This is a genomic window from Ferruginibacter sp., from assembly GCF_014377975.1.
Taxonomy (GTDB): Bacteria; Bacteroidota; Bacteroidia; order Chitinophagales; family Chitinophagaceae; genus Ferruginibacter.
In genome coordinates, this window is sequence record NZ_JACMOO010000011.1 from 24,825 (window position 1) to 42,053 (window position 17,229).

The 17,229-nt window shown below is 38.2% G+C and carries 13 protein-coding genes; 10 read left to right on the top strand and 3 right to left on the bottom strand.

Annotated elements, in window-relative coordinates; genetic code table 11:
* Positions 1–355: 355 nt before the first annotated feature.
* On the bottom strand, positions 356–922 hold the full coding sequence (locus tag H7254_RS00970) for a hypothetical protein (protein WP_301921356.1): 567 nt from the start codon (positions 920–922) through the stop codon (positions 356–358).
* A 190-nt stretch (positions 923–1,112) separates the two neighbouring features.
* Here H7254_RS00970 and H7254_RS00975 point away from each other — a divergent pair, with 190 nt between their 5' ends.
* The 3 genes from H7254_RS00975 to H7254_RS00985 all read left to right on the top strand — a co-directional run bounded on the left by H7254_RS00975 (position 1,113) and on the right by H7254_RS00985 (position 4,126).
* On the top strand, positions 1,113–1,712 hold the full coding sequence (locus H7254_RS00975) for an HD domain-containing protein (RefSeq protein ID WP_301931195.1): 600 nt from the start codon (positions 1,113–1,115) through the stop codon (positions 1,710–1,712).
* Positions 1,713–2,098: 386 nt separating this feature from the next.
* Positions 2,099–3,214: an N-acetylglucosamine-6-phosphate deacetylase gene (gene nagA / locus H7254_RS00980; RefSeq protein WP_301931196.1), complete on the top strand. Its 1,116-nt coding sequence runs from the start codon at positions 2,099–2,101 to the stop codon at positions 3,212–3,214.
* A gap of 192 nt (positions 3,215–3,406) precedes the next feature.
* Positions 3,407–4,126: a phosphatase PAP2 family protein gene (locus tag H7254_RS00985; RefSeq protein WP_301931197.1), complete on the top strand. Its 720-nt coding sequence runs from the start codon at positions 3,407–3,409 to the stop codon at positions 4,124–4,126.
* Positions 4,127–4,149: 23 nt separating this feature from the next.
* Here the strand turns inward: H7254_RS00985 and H7254_RS00990 are convergent, their stop codons facing one another.
* Positions 4,150–4,830 carry an HD domain-containing protein gene (locus tag H7254_RS00990; protein WP_301931198.1) on the bottom strand — a complete coding sequence of 227 codons (681 nt, stop codon included), beginning with the start codon at positions 4,828–4,830 and terminating at the stop codon, positions 4,150–4,152.
* Positions 4,831–5,377: 547 nt separating this feature from the next.
* Here H7254_RS00990 and H7254_RS00995 point away from each other — a divergent pair.
* On the top strand, positions 5,378–6,646 hold the full coding sequence (locus H7254_RS00995; RefSeq protein WP_301931199.1) for an NAD(P)/FAD-dependent oxidoreductase: 1,269 nt from the start codon (positions 5,378–5,380) through the stop codon (positions 6,644–6,646).
* A 58-nt stretch (positions 6,647–6,704) separates the two neighbouring features.
* Here the strand turns inward: H7254_RS00995 and H7254_RS01000 are convergent, their stop codons facing one another.
* A complete protein-coding gene (locus H7254_RS01000; RefSeq protein WP_301931200.1) occupies positions 6,705–8,162 on the bottom strand; it encodes a gluconokinase in 1,458 nt (485 codons plus the stop codon).
* Between the two features lie 337 nt (positions 8,163–8,499).
* Here H7254_RS01000 and H7254_RS01005 point away from each other — a divergent pair, with 337 nt between their 5' ends.
* From H7254_RS01005 to H7254_RS01030, 6 genes are all read left to right on the top strand, one after another.
* Entirely contained in the window at positions 8,500–9,231 is a 732-nt protein-coding gene (locus H7254_RS01005; RefSeq protein ID WP_301931201.1) for a sugar-binding domain-containing protein, read from the top strand.
* Between the two features lie 8 nt (positions 9,232–9,239).
* Positions 9,240–10,928, top strand: coding sequence for a glycoside hydrolase family 2 TIM barrel-domain containing protein (locus H7254_RS01010; RefSeq protein ID WP_301931202.1), 1,689 nt, complete (start codon positions 9,240–9,242; stop codon positions 10,926–10,928).
* Between the two features lie 13 nt (positions 10,929–10,941).
* On the top strand, positions 10,942–11,880 hold the full coding sequence (locus tag H7254_RS01015; protein ID WP_301931203.1) for a glycoside hydrolase family 43 protein: 939 nt from the start codon (positions 10,942–10,944) through the stop codon (positions 11,878–11,880).
* Between the two features lie 61 nt (positions 11,881–11,941).
* Complete coding sequence (locus H7254_RS01020; RefSeq protein ID WP_301931204.1) at positions 11,942–14,740, top strand: glycoside hydrolase family 2 TIM barrel-domain containing protein; 2,799 nt, start codon at positions 11,942–11,944, stop codon at positions 14,738–14,740.
* Between the two features lie 904 nt (positions 14,741–15,644).
* A complete protein-coding gene (locus tag H7254_RS01025) occupies positions 15,645–16,829 on the top strand; it encodes a glycosyltransferase family 2 protein (protein WP_301931206.1) in 1,185 nt (394 codons plus the stop codon).
* 76 nt (positions 16,830–16,905) lie between these two features.
* The coding region (locus H7254_RS01030; RefSeq protein ID WP_301931207.1) for a hypothetical protein at positions 16,906–17,229 on the top strand (324 nt) is incomplete at its 3' end.

Consider the following 17,229-nt stretch of genomic DNA (forward strand, 5'->3'; position numbering starts at 1 on the left):
AACCACACAGCAGGTAAACAGCATTTAAATATAAACTGTAACCATTTTTCCGCAAAAAATCTGTAGTCCCGCTGCGAAGGTCAAAAAAATAAAAGTTATGCTTCGCCTGGTTTATTTTCTGATTAATTGCAATGTGTAATTAATATACAGAGTTTACAACGTTGCGGTTTAAAAACAACCTGGTATAACCAATATTTATTTTTACGCTATTATTTATTGCAGCAACAATTTTTATTTTTTTTGTAAACAATTTATTTGGAATTAATGCTCATGTAAACTATCTGTATTGTGGTGGAAATAGTAAACACTTTATAGATAGGTATCTGAAAATTACTGAAACCTTGCTGAGCATACTTTATTTTACATCGCCCCAGTTTTCACCGGTTTTTATCCTGTGAATCTGCATATCGCTTACTTCATACTTTACTGCAAGCGCTTTTAAAGTGGAGCCTTTTGCCAATTGTTTTTTTATAACTTTTACGTTTTCGAGGGTTAGTTTTGTATTGCCACCGGTGCCGGTTTTTCTGGAAATTTTCCTGGCTTTTATTACAAGCGGACTACTTTGCGCATGACCCGATGCTTCAGCAATGTTGGCCCATTCAAGATTGGAAAAACGGTTGTCATCTTTTTTGTAGTTTAAATGAATGACAATATCCTGGGCTTTTTGTGGCGCTGGCAAAAAGTGCTGGGCCACCAAACGATGCAATAAGATTCCCCGGTAAACAATGTCGCCGTTTTTTTTCTTTTTTGTAAAACGCCAGATGGGATAACCCTCCTGCAACGATCCTTTCAATTGCACGCCATCGTTAGGATCTTTGTCAAAACAAACCAGCCTGCCCCAATTTGAAATAGCGTAACGTTTGCCAAAAGCACTCTTATGAAAAGCAAGCACTTTCCATATTTCTCCATCTATTTTTTTCATGTTGAAATTATTGAAGGTAACCCGGTAAAGATAAATTATTTAATAATCTAATTGCTTTTAAGAGTAGTAAAGATTTATGAGCCGATGCAAATAATTATCTTTTAATAAAGGCTGGTAATCCTGATAATAATGATCAACTGCCCGTATCTACATAATTTCAATTAACGTATTTTTGATAAAAATGAAAGATATGTCCTTACAGCTTAACAGAAGTACTTTTGGAAATCCTGCCAATGCAGGCAATGTTTTACCAAGGCAGGCTGCAGACGAATTATTTTCTTCCTGGGTTTTAAATCCACGTTTGCAACTACACATGAAGCAGGTAGCGCATTTAATGAAATGCTGGGCTGCTGAAAAAGAAAATTTTGATGAAGCGGATCAATGGAGATGGGAGCTGGCCGGGTTGCTGCATGATGCCGACTGGGATCAATGGCCGGATCAGCACTGTAAAAAAATAATTGAAGAGCTGGAAGCCAGCAATATTGATCCTGAAATAATTCGGGCTATCGCAAGCCACGGACCTTTGCATTTTGGTGTAGAACCAGTTACCGGCATGGATAAAATGTTGTACGCATTTGATGAACTAAGTGGTTTAATACATGCGTATGCGCTGATGCGTCCCAACAATTATGCGGGCATGGATTTAAAAGGAGTAAAAAAAAGACTGAAAGAAAAATCTTTTGCGGCCAATGTATCAAGAGAAGATATTGATGATGCCTGCGCCCGTGCCGGTGTTGTGTTGGATGAACTGATTAATTTTATTATTCCCCGCCAGGCAACGGTAAAATAAAAAATAGTAGCTTTTTAAAGTAGTTTGAATAGCTAGTTGGTGGTTTGTTTTTATAATTTATTTGCATGGCAGCAGGTGTCACCCTGCCTTAAAATATTTTATATCTTTCATAGATTAGTTTGTATAGGCGGTTACAATTATTATCACAATTCTTCAGAACAATGAACAACAATATCGTTATCAGATAAAACTGAATGATGCCTTATTGCGACATTTGTGGTGCACACTGAAACAATAATAATTTATAAAGCCTGTTGATAATATTGCATAAATAATCAGGGGATATTGCATTTAACTGGCAGTGGATATATTTGAATGATACACTTGATTTATATTGCAATAGTTAAAATAAACTCAGTAAAATATAAATCATAAACTAAAAATTAATGAAACAGGCAATTGTAAATTGTACCGTACACACCGGCGATGAAATAATAGAAAATGGTGTAGTGGTTATTGAAAATAGTGTCGTCCAGAGTGTACAAAAAGAACTGCCTGAAAATTGTGCACCCATCAATTTAGGGGGTAATAATATTGCGGCTGGTTTTATCGACATCCACATCAATGGCGGAGAACAATTCTATTTTACGCAGTCACCCACAGAAGAAGCCATCCATGATATTTATGAGAGCAGTTTGCAATATGGTACTACACATGTTCTTCCTTGCCTTATCACTTCTACACACGAAAATATTTTGAAGGGTATTGAAGCCATTAAAAATTACAAGGTAAAATATAACAACGGTGTAATTGGAATGCATTTGGAAGGACCGTTTATAAACCCCGTTAAACGCGGTGCACATCTGGCAAAATATGTGCGTACACCAACCAATGCAGAGCTGGAAGAAATTATCCGGTACGGAAAGGGGGTTATTAAATTAATTACTATCGCACCTGAATGTTTTACGGGTGAACAGCTTGATATGATGCTGGAAAGCGGTATTGTTGTTTCATCCGGCCATTCCAATGCAACCTATGAGCAGGCACAGCACGCATTTTCAAAAGGCATCACACTGATCACGCATTTATTCAATGCCATGACGCAGTTTGGCCATCGTTCCCCCGGCTTGGTGGGCGCTTCGTTAAGCAATGACACGGTTTATACACCTATTATTTTAGACGGTGCCCACTGCGATTATGCAGCAGCAAGGCTTGCGTACAAATGCAAAAAAGATAAACTGGTACTGATAAGTGATGCACTTTTTTTGAGCAAAAAAAAGAAGGAGTTTATCTGGGAAGGTTTCAACGCCCGCCTCGAAAATGGTTTTTACCGAAATGACGAAGGTAATTTAGCCGGTGCAGCCATTTCAATGGCCGATGCTGTACGCAATGCCGTATTGGAGTTAAATATTCCCGTAAGCGAAGCCATAAAAATGGCTACCTGCAGGGCAGCAAGTGCTATCAAAATGGAGGAGCAGGTAGGTAAAATTAAAACCGGTTTTCCTGCAACCTTTGTGCAATTCAACCATGACCTGTCCTTTGTAGAAGCCATGGTTTTGTAAAAGCCAGTTGTTACTTAGGTTATTCGGTTTATTGATTTGAATATATTGATTTTAAAGACTGGTTGCAACAAGGCAGACAGGAACCTTAATAACCGGGTAATTTTATTTTGTAAAATAACGATGGGCTGCATATTTTTGTTGAACTTACGTTTAGCTCACTAAAATATGATTGCTGTTTTTTAAGTAGTAAATATGAAAAGTTTTTATTGTTGTTTTTCAACTGCGGTTGTGCTTTTTGCTTTATCTGTTGCAAGAGTGTCTGCACAGGATACCATTGTAGTAAATTATCCTGCCAGGGATACTACAACTATAAAAGATGTAAAGCCAGGCAGATATTTAAAACCAGCGGCAGTAATACTGCCAGCTTCATTGATGGTATATGGTGCTTTAAAGCCTGAGGTAAATGGTATACGGCAACTGGATGATAACATCATGGCCAACATCAAAAAAAATCATGCTGATTTTCATACAACTGCAGACGATTATATGATGTGGGCACCTACCGCCTCAATTTATCTGATGGATGCTTTGCATTTAAAAACAAAACACAGTTTTACCGAACACCTTATTTTAGATGCGGGCTCATTAATAATTGCAGGTGGTGTGGGTTTTGTGATGAGAAAAATTTCTGGTAATATAGATGTCTACCATACACAGGATACAAAATTTCCAAGCGGTCATACAACTAACGCATTCAGGGGTGCAGAAATTTTTCACCAGGAGCTAAAGGATACGCATCCGGTATTTAGTTACACCGGTTACCTTGTTGCCACTTCAGTTGGTGTGCTCCGGATGTACAATAAGAGTCATCTGCTTACAGAAGTGATTACCGGCGCAGGGTTGGGTATTTTATCAGGTAAACTTACTTACTGGATTTTTGATAAAGTAAAATATAAAAGGAAGAAAAAGTAAACTGCACAACCCGCGTATCTTATTTATCTTTCACCTTCCCATTCTTTATAAAACTGCGCTAGAAAATTCTCCATAAATACATGTCTTTGTTCAGCCATTTGCCTGCCTGTATTGGTATTCATTTTATTTTTTAGCAACAGTAGTTTTTCATAAAAATGATTAATAGTAGGGGCGGTAGTATTTTTATATTTTTCTTTTGTCATATTTAAATCCGGTGCAAGGGTAGGGTTATACAATTCCCTGTTCTTAAAACCGCCGTAGTTAAAGGCCCTGGCAATACCAATTGCGCCCATGGCATCTAATCTGTCTGCATCCTGCACCACGGCCAGTTCCAGACTGGTAAATGTTTGTGTAAAATTGCCTCCCTTAAAAGATATGTTGCGAATAATGTTTGCTACCTGCTCAATAACTTCTTCTTCCACGTCAATGGATTTTAAAAATTGTGTTGCCGTAACAGGGCCTATTTCTTCGTTGCCACCATTAAATTTTGCATCGGCAATATCGTGCAATAAAGCTGCCAATGCAACTACAAAGCCATTTACATTTTCTGTTGCAGCAATGGCGGTTGCATTTTTCCATACCCTTTCTATATGCCACCAGTCGTGGCCACCTTCTGCATTTTGCAAAGTGACCTTCACAAAATTTATCGTTTCATCAATTATTTCTTTTTCAGTCATGGATATAAGTTGTATTTGTTTATCCATTTTTGTTAAAAAAAAAGGACGCCTGCAAAATAGCATAAGTTTTTTAATTAGATTGCCGGAAGTTTTAAAATAGGTATCAAATATTTTATTGCTTATCCAACATAAAATAACAAGGCAGCAGACCTTGAATGCCCGCCAAACGACCCCGTTTAAGCGGGAATAAAAACGGATTTTTTTTTAGCTCTGCTTAAACTTAATCATGGATATATCAACCTCTGTAAATTAATACCATGCCACCAGATAAAATTATTGTTATCCATCCGGGAATGAATCTTTCAGATTTGAGTATTTCTATTCTGTCTCTTTTTTGTTGTATTGTAATTAAGAAATGGTTATGATCTTCACGATTTCATCGTATTATTATTTCCCAGGCATGCACTGTATATTCATAATGGAGCAAAGGCAATTATCTCTTTGGTAAATAAGAATCGGTATTAAAATTGCTTATATCAGAAAACAAACATTCATAAAAAAAAATTGTTGTGTAATTAAACATTACGATTTTACATAAAAATCTGAACACAAAAATTTATTAAAAAAAAGAAAAATGAATATAATAGTAATAGGTGGGGGATTTGCCGGTGTAAATTTTGTAAAGACGCTGGCTAATAAAGAAGAATTTCAAATAACGTTGGTAGATAAAAATAATTATAATTTCTTTTCACCATTGATTTACCAGGTTGCAACTGGTTTTTTAGAGCCCACCAGCATTAGCTATCCCTTTCGTAAATTATTTTCAGGGAAAAAGAACATCCAATTCAGGCTGGCTGAGTTATTAAAAGTTGTGCCGGAAGAAAATAAAATTATTCTGGATGATGGCGAATTGCAATATGATATGCTGGTGTTTGCTACCGGTGCCGAAACCAATTATTTTGGTATCAAAAATGTGGAAGAAAACTCGTTGCCGATGAAAACCTTAGGCGATGCACTTGAAATGCGCAACCGGTTATTGGAAAGTATGGAAGCCGCTGCCATTAGTACCGACCCGGCTGAAATAAAAGCATTGCTGACCATTGTAATTGCCGGTGGTGGCCCAACAGGCGTAGAACTTGCAGGTATGTTTGCAGAAATGCGGAATGGAATTTTGCGAAAAGAATATTCTTTTTTATCTGGTAATGGCGGAGAAATTTATTTGATAGACGGGGTAAATGCTTTGTTAACTCCAATGAGTCCTGAATCACAAAAGGATACTTTTGAAGCGCTTACAAAACTTGGCGTGAAAATTAAATTAAACTGCCTTGTAAAAGATTATGTGGATGGTAAAGTTATACTTGCCAATGGAGAAACCATTGTTACAAAAAATTTAATTTGGGCTGCCGGCGTGTCGGCAAAAATGTTTGATGGGTTACCTAAAGAAAGTTATGGACGTGGAAAAAGAATGCTGACTGATGAATATAATAAAGTACAGGGCACACAAAATATTTATGCCATCGGCGATACCTGTTTACAAACTACCGATACTAATTTTCCCCAGGGTCACCCGCAGGTTGCCCAGGTAGCAATTCAGCATGGCAATATGCTTGCTAAAAATTTTCAATCAATTGCAGCAGGTAAGCCCGCAAATGCTTTTGCTTACAATGATAAAGGGTCTATGGCCATTATTGGCAGAAATAAAGCGGTGGTTGATATACCCAAACTAAAGTTGCACATGAACGGTTTTTTGGCGTGGCTGGCGTGGCTGTTTATTCACCTGTTGTCGCTGATAACTTATCGCAACAGGGCAAGAACTTTTTATAACTGGATGATTGCTTATTTTACAAAAGATCAATCGTTGCGCATGATCATACGTCCTGCAGCAAAAAATAAAGTTGCTTAAAGAGAAGTAAGCGTTTTAAAACTGCAGTTGAAAGATTGATTATTGTGATAGTAAAAAATTAAAATTCATTTTTTACCAGTTCATACAACCGTTCTACTTTTGCACATTGCTTTTTGTAAATTTCATGGTTTGCTACATCTGGCGTAAAAATATTTTCTGTTGAAAGATTAATCGTCGGGGGTAATTTTAGTGCATCTATTCCAGTGGTAACCGCACCCAAAGCAGCGCTTTCTTCAGCAGCACTCACTATCACCTGCAGGTTAAAAATGTCTGCCAGCATCTGCACCCAAAGGTTGCTTTCCGTAAAGCCGCCACTTGCATAAATCGTTTGTACGCCTGATTGCTCCATCAATACTTTACCAATAGTATACACATTGTATATCACCGATTCCATGGCAGCCCTTACAAGATGTGCGGTGGTATGTTTTATATCCAGTCCAAAATAAACACCCCTTGCATTGGGGTTCCATAAAGGCGCCCTTTCGCCCAAAATATATGGAAGCAGGAGCAAGTCATCACTGCCGGCAGCAACCGTTTCAGCCATGCACATAAATTCACGATATGCCGTTTTATCCTGTAGTAATTTTTCTTTCAGCCACTGAATTACAATAGCTCCATTGCTGCTTGCCCCACCAATAATGTATTGCTTCCCTCCCAGGTGGTAACAAAACGTCCGCATATTTTTATCTGTTTTGGGCTGCGTGGTAATAACTCTTGCAGCACTGCTGGTACCAATAGTAATGGCCATAGAGTCCTTGGCTGTGGCACCGCTGCCAAGGTTAGCCAACGCCCCGTCACTGCTGCCAATTACAAAAGGTGTTCTGGTAAAAGCGTGTAGCCGTTCAGTTAAATTGGTAGTACCAGATGCAGGTAAATATTCAATATGCGTTACCGGTACAATGGCCGATAGTTGTTTTTTATCAATCCCTGCAATGTGTAGAATTGCTTCCTCCCATTGCAGTTGAACCGTGTTTAATAATCCTGTTGCAGATGCGATGGCGGTATCAACAATATATTTTCCAAACATACGCTGAAAAACAAATTCTTTTATGCCAATGAATTTTGCCGCCCTTTTTAAAAGAGCTGGTTCTTCATTTTTAAACCACAATAATTTGCACAGTGGCGACATGGCATGAATGGGCACACCGGTAGTATGATAGTAATTTTTACCTTCTTCGGTTTGCCGCAACGCAACGGCTAACTCACCGGCACGGTTATCTGCCCAGATTATACAGCGGGTTAAGGGTTGATCATTTTCATCCATCAATATCAAACTGTGCATGGCCGCAGAAAAGCTGATAAATAAAGGCGTATGTTGTGGTAATTGTACAGCCAGATCTGTAAGACAATGAACAACGGCTTCCAGTATTTCTTCAGGATTTTGTTCACTTTGATTTTCCTGCGGATGTAGTATTGGATAGCCAGATGACTGTTTTGCCAATACCTGCCCGCTGGCAGTAAAAGCCATTGCTTTGGTAGAAGTAGTGCCGATATCAATGCCAATAAAATAATCCATGCTGTAGTTGATTGTGTAAGGTTACCCGTTTAATCCGCATCTAATTTACCAATTAATTATAACGCAGCTAAAATAGCTTTCGTGCAGGCACTATTTCTATAAATAAAACCAGGTTGAAGGCAACATTTAGATATCTTTATGAGCATAAAAGTCATCTTGAATTTATTTTGAAGAAATTTTTTCACCACTGATTCAAAATTCAACTGGTGCCAATTTTTTAATTGCCTGCTAAATAAAACAGCTATGTTTATCCGGCCCATAACACACCATAAATTATTTAATTATCAATGCAACAATAAAAGCAAAACAATTGCTATTAACTTTTAGAATTATTTATATGGTTAATCACAACACAGCATTGTCATTTTTTTTAATGATCGCCACTACTTTATTATTGTCTGTGCAAAGTACCAATGGTCAAAGGGTAAGAGAAAGTTTTAACAGCAACTGGAAATTTAAATTAGACAGTGCCACCGATTACAGCATGGCGTCAGCAAACACAAGTGGCTGGCGTACCTTAAATGTACCACACGACTGGAGCATAGAATTTGCCTTCGATTCCACCAGTCCAACAGGCAATGGTGGCGGCGCATTGCGTGGGGGGCTAGCCTGGTATATCAAAAAATTTAGTTTGCCGGTTGCGTCAAAAAATAAAATTGTGAGCATTGATTTTGACGGCGTATATATGAATAGTGAAGTGTGGATTAACGGCCATTGGCTGGGTTTGCGGCCGTATGGTTTTAGTTCTTTCCGGTATGATCTTACACCATATTTAAAATATGGTGCAGAGCAGAATGTGATTGCTGTAAAGGTGGATAATTCAAAACAACCCAATTCCCGATGGTATTCCGGCTCTGGTATTTATAGAAATGTATGGCTGGTTACAACGGATAAAATATATGTTGATCATTGGGGAACATTTATTACCACACCGGTTATCAATGATAAGTCTGCCACCGTGCGTATCAATACCAGTATCCGGATGAGTGGCAGTCAGCAAAAAAATATTTCAGTCACAAATATTATTTATGCTGCGGAAGGAAAAGTAGTAGCAAAAAAACGACTCTAAATATAGTTTTGAAAGATACTGTTACAAATGTTGAACAGGAACTGCAGGTACCTGCTCCAAAGTTATGGTCAGATACCAGACCTTATTTGTATAAAATGATAACCCAGGTTAGCAGCGGTGGAAAAATTATTGATGCCTACACAACAACAACGGGCATCCGCAGTTTTCTATTTGAGGTAGATAAGGGCTTCCTGCTAAACGGAAAACAGATTAAAATAAATGGTGTTTGCGATCACCATGATTTAGGTTGCCTCGGCACAGCCATTAATACCAGGGCATTGGAAAGACAGTTGGAAATATTGAAAGGTATGGGCTGTAACGGCATTCGCACTTCACACAATCCACCGGCACCGGAGCTGCTGGATCTTTGTGATAAAATGGGTTTTATTGTAATGGATGAAGCTTTTGATATGTGGAAGATGGCAAAAAATAAATACGATTATCATTTGGTGTGGGATCAATGGCATAAAAAAGATTTGCAGGATTTGGTGTTAAGAGACCGCAATCATCCCTCTGTTTTTATATGGAGTATCGGCAACGAAATACCAGAGCAATGGGACAGCAGCGGTAGTACAATTGCAAAAGAACTGGCAGGCATTGTAAAAGAACTTGATAATACCCGACCCATAACATCCGCAATGAATGATCCACAACCTGGTAACAAAATTTATAAATCCGGTGCGTTGGATTTGGTGGGGGTTAATTATCACCATCAAAGTTTTGCAAACTTTCAAAAGAATTTTCCAGGCCAGAAATTTATTGGTAGCGAAACGGTCTCGGCACTGGAAACCCGTGGACAATATGACCTCATTCCTTCTGACAGTATCCGCCGCTGGCCCAGTCGCTGGGACATCCCATTTAATAAAGGCAATAAGAACATGACGGTTTCCGCCTATGACAATGTATCTACACCCTGGGGATCAACACAGGAAGAAACATTGAAGGAAATGAAGAAACATGATTTTTTATCGGGGCAATATATCTGGACTGGTTTTGATTATATCGGCGAACCTACGCCCTATCCATGGCCTGCAAGAAGCAGCTACTTCGGTATCATTGACCTGGCTGGTTTTCCAAAAGATGTTTATTATATGTACCAAAGCGAGTGGACCAATAAAGATGTATTGCATCTACTTCCGCATTGGAACTGGAAGCAGGGAGATACAGTAGATGTGTGGGCCTATTACAATCATGCAGATGAAGTAGAATTATTTTTAAATGGAAAATCTGTTGGGATGAAAAAGAAAGCAGGTGATGACTTGCATATAATGTGGCGACTGCCATTTGAAGCCGGTACTTTAAAAGCCGTAAGCCGTAAAAAGGGTAAAGTTGTATTAACCAAAGAGGTTAATACAGCAGGCCCTGCATATAAAATTGAATTAATTGCCGACAGGAAAACTATTGCTGCAGATGGCAACGACCTTAGTTTTATAACAGTAAAAGTGCTGGATAAAAATGGAAATCTGGTACCTGATGCGGTGAACCTGGTACAGTTTGAAGTGACTGGAGGAGGAAGCATTGCCGGGGTAGATAACGGCAGTCAGACCAGTATGGAAAGTTTTAAGGATAACAAGCGGAAATCCTTTAACGGACTGTGTTTGGTAGTAATAAAGGCAGGTAAAATGAAGCGTGATATTCGTGTAAAAGCAACGGCAGTGGGTTTGCAGACTGCACAAATAAACATTACGCTAAAGTAAACAGATTAGAAACATGAAAAGAATTTTTTCGGTTGTTTTATTGCTTATTTTAATGCAACATAACTATGCACAGCTATTGCTTAAAAACAAGGTATTGATGTTTGCTTCATTTAGGGATAATGGAGAAGATGGTCTTCATTTGGCCTGGAGCAAGGATGGCTTAAACTGGACTGCGTTAAAAGGGGATAGTTCTTTTCTTACGCCAATAGTAAGTAAGGATAAGCTGATGAGAGATCCCTGTATCATTAAAGGACCTGATAATTTATTTCACATGGTATGGACGGTGAGCTGGAAAGATCAGGGAATTGGCTATGCCAGTTCGAAAGATTTGGTGCATTGGAGTACACAACAGTTTATACCAGTAATGCAACACGAACCAACTGCATTAAATTGCTGGGCACCGGAAATTATTTATGATGAGCAGCATAAAAATTATATGATCTACTGGTCAACCACCATTCCCGGCAGGTTTGCAGCAGGTGACACCAGTGGCGACGAAAAATACAATCACCGTTTGTATTATGTTACTACAAAAAATTTCAAAAAATATACAACTGCTAAGCTTTTATATAATCAGGGATTTAATGTGATAGATGCAACGATTCAAAAAGCGGGAAAAAAATATATACTCTTTTTAAAAGATGAAACCTTAAAACCAATACCGGAAAAAAATATCAGGATGGCAATAAGTGATGATTTAAATCGTGGTTTTGGAAAGCCTTCAGCATCCATAACCGGTCATTACTGGGCTGAAGGGCCTACCGCTGTAAAAGCCGGCAATAAATGGATGGTATATTTTGACAAATATACCGAAGGAAATTATGGTGCTGTAATTTCGACCGATTTGGTAAACTGGAAAGATATTTCTGCGATGGTCCATTTTCCAAAAGGCACAAGGCATGGAACCGTTTTTAGTATTTCTATCAATGAGTTTAAGCAATTTTTTAAATAGTGAAAGTGCTTTTCTATTATGGGCATTGTATGCCACAAAGAAGAACATATAAAAAAACAGCATGATACAAAATACCTGGTGGAACATTTGCAAAAATTTTATTCGGTGCAGCATAGCAATATATTTATTTGTTGCACATGCAAATGCGCAGCAAACAATTGTTCAATATTTATCAGGTACAGATAAAGACCATACAGTGCAGTGGGATTTTTTTTGTACCAAAGGAATGAATAGCGGCAAGTGGACAACCATCGCTGTGCCCTCCAATTGGGAGCAGCAAAGCTTTGGAGGCTATAGTTATGGTCATGATAAGATTAAAACAGATGAACAGGGTTTGTATAAATATAGTTTTAAAACAGACCAGCAATGGAAAAATAAAAAAGTATTTATTGTTTTTGAAGGCAGCATGACGGATACAGACGTAAAAATAAATGGCCGTTCTGCAGGTGCCATTCACCAGGGAGCATTCTACCGCTTTAAATATGATATCACCAGGTTGCTAAAGTATGGCACCAATAATTTACTGGAGGTTAAAGTAGATAAACAATCTGCCAATACTTCTATCAACAGGGCCGAGCGCAATGGCGATTTTTGGGTGCTTGGTGGTATTTACCGGCCGGTTTATTTAGAAATTGTTCCGGCAGATCTTATCGATAGGGTAGCCATTGATGCAAAAGCCAGCGGTGCCTTTAGTATGGATGTTTTTACACCCAATATAAAAGCAGGCAATACCATTGAAGCACAGGTGCAGCAATTAAATGGAGAAAATGTGGGCGATCCTTTTTTTATACCGACTACAGCAGCATCAGAAAAATCAGTTTTAAAAAATAATTTTATCAACCCGGATTTATGGAACCCTGAGTTTCCCCATTTATATAAAGTAAAAGTTTTGGTTAAAAACAAGGAAACTATTTTGCATACCATTACCCAAACCTTTGGTTTTAGAACTGCCGGACTTCGATTGCATGACGGCTTTTATGTAAATGGAAAAAAGGTAATTTTTAAAGGAGTGTGCCGCCACAGTTCCTGGCCTTTAACTGGCCGTACGTTAAGCAAGGAAATAAGCATTCTTGATGTAAACCTTATGAAGGAGATGAATATGAATGCAGTGCGGATGTCGCACTATCCGCCCGATCAGCATTTTTTGGATGTATGCGATTCACTGGGTTTATTTGTACTCGATGAGCTAACAGGCTGGCAGGCTGCCTACGATACTACCGTTGGCAGAAGGCTGGTAAAAGAACTGGTGATAAGAGATGTAAATCATCCCAGCATTGTATTGTGGGATAATGGCAATGAAGGTGGCTGGAACCGGGCATTGGACAATGACTACCAGTTGTACGATCCGCAAAACCGGTTGGTCATTCATCCATGGGAAAAATTTAATGGTACTGATACCAAACATTATCCCGATTATAATTATGTTGTAAATTCCTCGCTGTATAATAAAGACATATTTTTTCCTACCGAGTTTATGCATGGCCTGTATGATGGTGGTCATGGTGCCGGACTGGATGATTTCTGGAATGGTATTCTTCAGCATCCTTATGGTGCAGGTGGTTTTTTATGGAGTTTTCATGATGAAGGCATTGTAAGAATGGATAAGGATAGTATCATGGATACAGATGGTAATCATGCACCGGATGGCATTGTCGGGCCTTACCGGGAAAAGGAAGCCAGCTTTTTTACCATCAAAGAAATATGGTCGCCGGTGTATATAAAACAGGCTGCTGTAATGCCTGGTTTTGATGGCAGCATTGAAATAGCTAATCGTTATTTATATACCAACCTTAATCAATGTTTGTTTCAATGGAAGCTGGTTAAGTTGCCGGCGCCCAATGATAATACTGCAACAGCAAATACAATTTTAGCTTCAGGAAAAGCAACATTTATTTCATTGGCACCTGGCGAAACCGGATCACTGCAATTGAATTTGCCGGCTGCCTGGAACAACGGGGATGCATTGTATCTTACTGCATACGACCCATATAAAAAGGAAATATTTACCTGGCGCTGGCCATTGCAATCAACCGCATCTGTTACAAAAAAGATGATTCCTCCCCCAACAAACTCAGCCATTGAAACCAAAGAAGAAAGGCAAGATTTTATGGTGCAATCCGATGGTATCCATTATTATTTTGATAGAACAACCGGCTATCTTTCAAAAGTGATTAATAGCCAATCCACCATCTCTTTATCAAACGGGCCAATTGTTACCGATGTAAAACACACTTTAAAAGAGTTAAAACATTATGCCGATGGAGCGAAATTTATTGTAGAGCCCGTGTATGAGGGAGCATCTTATTTTAATGTAAAGTGGATATTTACTGCAGGCCAACCCGTTAAGCTCACATACAATTATTCGCAAAAAGGCGAAGCCCCCTGCATGGGCATCAGTTTTAATTATCCGGAAGAAAAAATTACAGGGATGAAATGGATGGGAGAAGGGCCCTACCGTGTTTGGAAGAACCGTCTGAAAGGGCAGCAGTTTGGTGTTTGGCAAAAAAAATACAATAATACCATTACGGGCGAAAGATGGGACTATCCTGAGTTTAAGGGCTACCATGCTAATTTGTACTGGGTGGTAATTGAAAACAAAGAGTCTTCTTTTAAAGTGTACAATGAAGAAGAAAATGTTTTTCTTCAAATGCTGAAACCGCAAAAGCCAGCGGGTGCAAATAACGATAATACAAGCCCTGCCTTTGCAGAAGGTAATATTGGTTTTATGAATGCCATCAGTCCTATTGGCACAAAGTTTCAGCCAGCCGCTAAAATGGGGCCGCAAAGCCAGCTAAATATGCAGTTGAATTCTGCGCCAATTAAAGGTAATTTGTGGTTTGATTTCAGGCCGAATCTTTAGCTGTAATTATTTTACAAAATGTTCAGCGATGATCTCGCCGCATTACCTGGCTTGCGAATCTATTGTAGAAAAATATTGATTCGAAATAACGGGAATTAGGGTCATTTTTTTCTGCTGCTTACTGAGCCACTTCCTTCCGAAGCCTTCACAATTACTATCAGTCTTCTCTGGCATTGGGGCTTGCATAATTATCTTTTAATTACTATCAAGGATATCTTTTAAAGCTGAAGGACAAAAATTTACAACTAATCCGGCTTCAGTTATAAAAATGAAAACTTTTCAATAACCAGCATAAATAAAATATTGTGCAAATAACTCTTTAGGAATAAAAAATCAGCCTGATAATAAAATTAAAAAAATTAGCGCAGTATGCAGGATGATATTTCCAACCCCTATGGAATATTGATTTGGGTGACTACACAATTGGCGCTGTGCAGAATTATTCTAAAACGGGCTATAAAAGGCATACGATACAAATACATCTTCCAATGATGATTAATTGTTTTCATCATTTTTGATTACTGATGTTATTTAATTACTACTATAAGGATGTACCACCAAAACCTTATACCAAGCTTTAGGCTTATCGTGCAAAAACAGCAAACCATATTTGTTGTAATTAGTATGTACCACTATAAAACCGGGCTATAGAAAATACACTGATCCATATATTTTGTAAACGGTTGTACCTATTAAACTTTCGTTGAAATAAGGTCTTTTAAGATTCTTCAATTAATTATAATTGGCAAAGGTTGAAGTAACCATATTATAATAAATATTTTATTGTACACTTTACTATGAGCAATTTATTTGAGGTTAAAGCGTTAGTTGCAATTATGGTAAAATCTATTGATTTGTCATAAATAAAAACATACATATAATTACCACTCTTTAACCACAATGTATGAATTGGATTGAAATAAGTTTTTGGACGTGCCTGGGGATTATATTTTATGCCTTTGTGGGCTACGGTATTGTGTTGTATGTTTTGGTAATAATTAAACGCATTGTTAAAAAAAACAAGGGCATATCAAAATCTTTTGAACCCGGTATTACCCTGGTAATTCCCTGTTTTAACGAGGCAGATATATTAGCGGATAAAATTGCCAATAGTAAGCAACTGGATTATCCGGCTGATAAATTAACGATTGTCTTTATTACGGACGGCTCTACAGACGGCAGCCAAAATTATTTACAAGCATGGCCCCAAATACAGGTGTTGCACGAGAATAGGAGAGGAGGAAAAACGGCGGCAGAAAACCGGGCAATGAAATATGTACATACGCCTTTTGTAATTTTTTCTGATGCCAATACAATGCTAAACAGTGCTGCTTTAAAAAATATTGTGCGGCATTTTGAAGACGATATAGTGGGTTGTGTATCTGGCGAAAAAAGAATTATCAACAATGCTGCTGACAACGCAAGTGCAGCAGGGGAAGGCATTTACTGGAAGTACGAATCATTGTTAAAAAGGCTGGATTCGGAGTTAAACAGTACATGCGGTGCCGCAGGAGAACTGGTAGCTTTTAGAACTTCGTTATACCGCGATTTACCGGAAGATACCTTGCTGGATGATTTTATGCAGTCGATGCAAATGGCCACTTCCGGCTATAAAATTGTTTATGAATCGGAGGCTTATGCGGTTGAGACCGCTTCTGAAAATGTGACTGAAGAATTAAAACGAAAAGTACGTATTTGTGCCGGAGGCTGGCAGTCCATTCACCGCTTGTATGGCCAGCTCACAATAAGAAAAACACCGTTGTTGTACTTTCAGTACCTATCGCACTGGGTATTAAGATGGACGTTTATTCCCTTTCTTTTAATTGCTTTCTTTGTATTAAATGTGTCAATGATAAAAACGGGTAGCCAGGTTTATGCTATAATGATGTTGGTGCAGGTAATATTTTATAGTGCTGCAATTGTGGGCTTTATTTTAGAAAACAGGCGGGTAAAATTTAAAGCGGTATTTGTACCTTATTATTTCTGCATCATGAATTATGCGGTGCTGGCGGACCTGCAAAGATATTTATCCGGACAACAAAAGGGAATCTGGGATAAAGCACAACGTAAAGTAATCACACATAATTAAAATCATTTCTGTTAATAAATAAAATAAATACAAATCTCAACAAGTTTCGATTTTTAAAAATCCAATATAATCAGTTATGAAAAAAGATCTATTCAATGGTGTTGTAAAATATACGGCGGCAGGCTTTATGCTAGGTGTACTACTAATCATCATTGGTCTCGGTTTGAGCTATGCTCATGGGTTTAGAGGTCCCTGGTTTCATATATTTGACTTTGCACCTAACTTTGTAATCATCATTTTTTCTCCCATTTTTTTAAGTCTTCTTTTTTATTTTATTGGTTTTAAAACAGAGCAACTTCTTTTATCGAACCGTGAAATAAAACAAAGTTTAGTGCTGCAGCAAATCAATAATTCTGCCGCAGATATCCAGTTAAAATTACTGGCAAAAGTGGTTGCGCAG

What these genes read in the sequence shown, in the direction of transcription:
- H7254_RS00970 (WP_301921356.1), bottom strand. Translation starts at nt 922, where the DNA reads ATGAAAAAAATAGATGGAGAAATATGGAAAGTGCTTGCTTTTCATAAG.
- H7254_RS00975 (WP_301931195.1), top strand. Translation starts at nt 1,113, where the DNA reads ATGTCCTTACAGCTTAACAGAAGTACTTTTGGAAATCCTGCCAATGCA.
- nagA (WP_301931196.1), top strand. Translation starts at nt 2,099, where the DNA reads ATGAAACAGGCAATTGTAAATTGTACCGTACACACCGGCGATGAAATA.
- H7254_RS00985 (WP_301931197.1), top strand. Translation starts at nt 3,407, where the DNA reads ATGAAAAGTTTTTATTGTTGTTTTTCAACTGCGGTTGTGCTTTTTGCT.
- H7254_RS00990 (WP_301931198.1), bottom strand. Translation starts at nt 4,830, where the DNA reads ATGGATAAACAAATACAACTTATATCCATGACTGAAAAAGAAATAATT.
- H7254_RS00995 (WP_301931199.1), top strand. Translation starts at nt 5,378, where the DNA reads ATGAATATAATAGTAATAGGTGGGGGATTTGCCGGTGTAAATTTTGTA.
- H7254_RS01000 (WP_301931200.1), bottom strand. Translation starts at nt 8,162, where the DNA reads ATGGATTATTTTATTGGCATTGATATCGGCACTACTTCTACCAAAGCA.
- H7254_RS01005 (WP_301931201.1), top strand. Translation starts at nt 8,500, where the DNA reads ATGGTTAATCACAACACAGCATTGTCATTTTTTTTAATGATCGCCACT.
- H7254_RS01015 (WP_301931203.1), top strand. Translation starts at nt 10,942, where the DNA reads ATGAAAAGAATTTTTTCGGTTGTTTTATTGCTTATTTTAATGCAACAT.
- H7254_RS01020 (WP_301931204.1), top strand. Translation starts at nt 11,942, where the DNA reads ATGATACAAAATACCTGGTGGAACATTTGCAAAAATTTTATTCGGTGC.
- H7254_RS01025 (WP_301931206.1), top strand. Translation starts at nt 15,645, where the DNA reads ATGAATTGGATTGAAATAAGTTTTTGGACGTGCCTGGGGATTATATTT.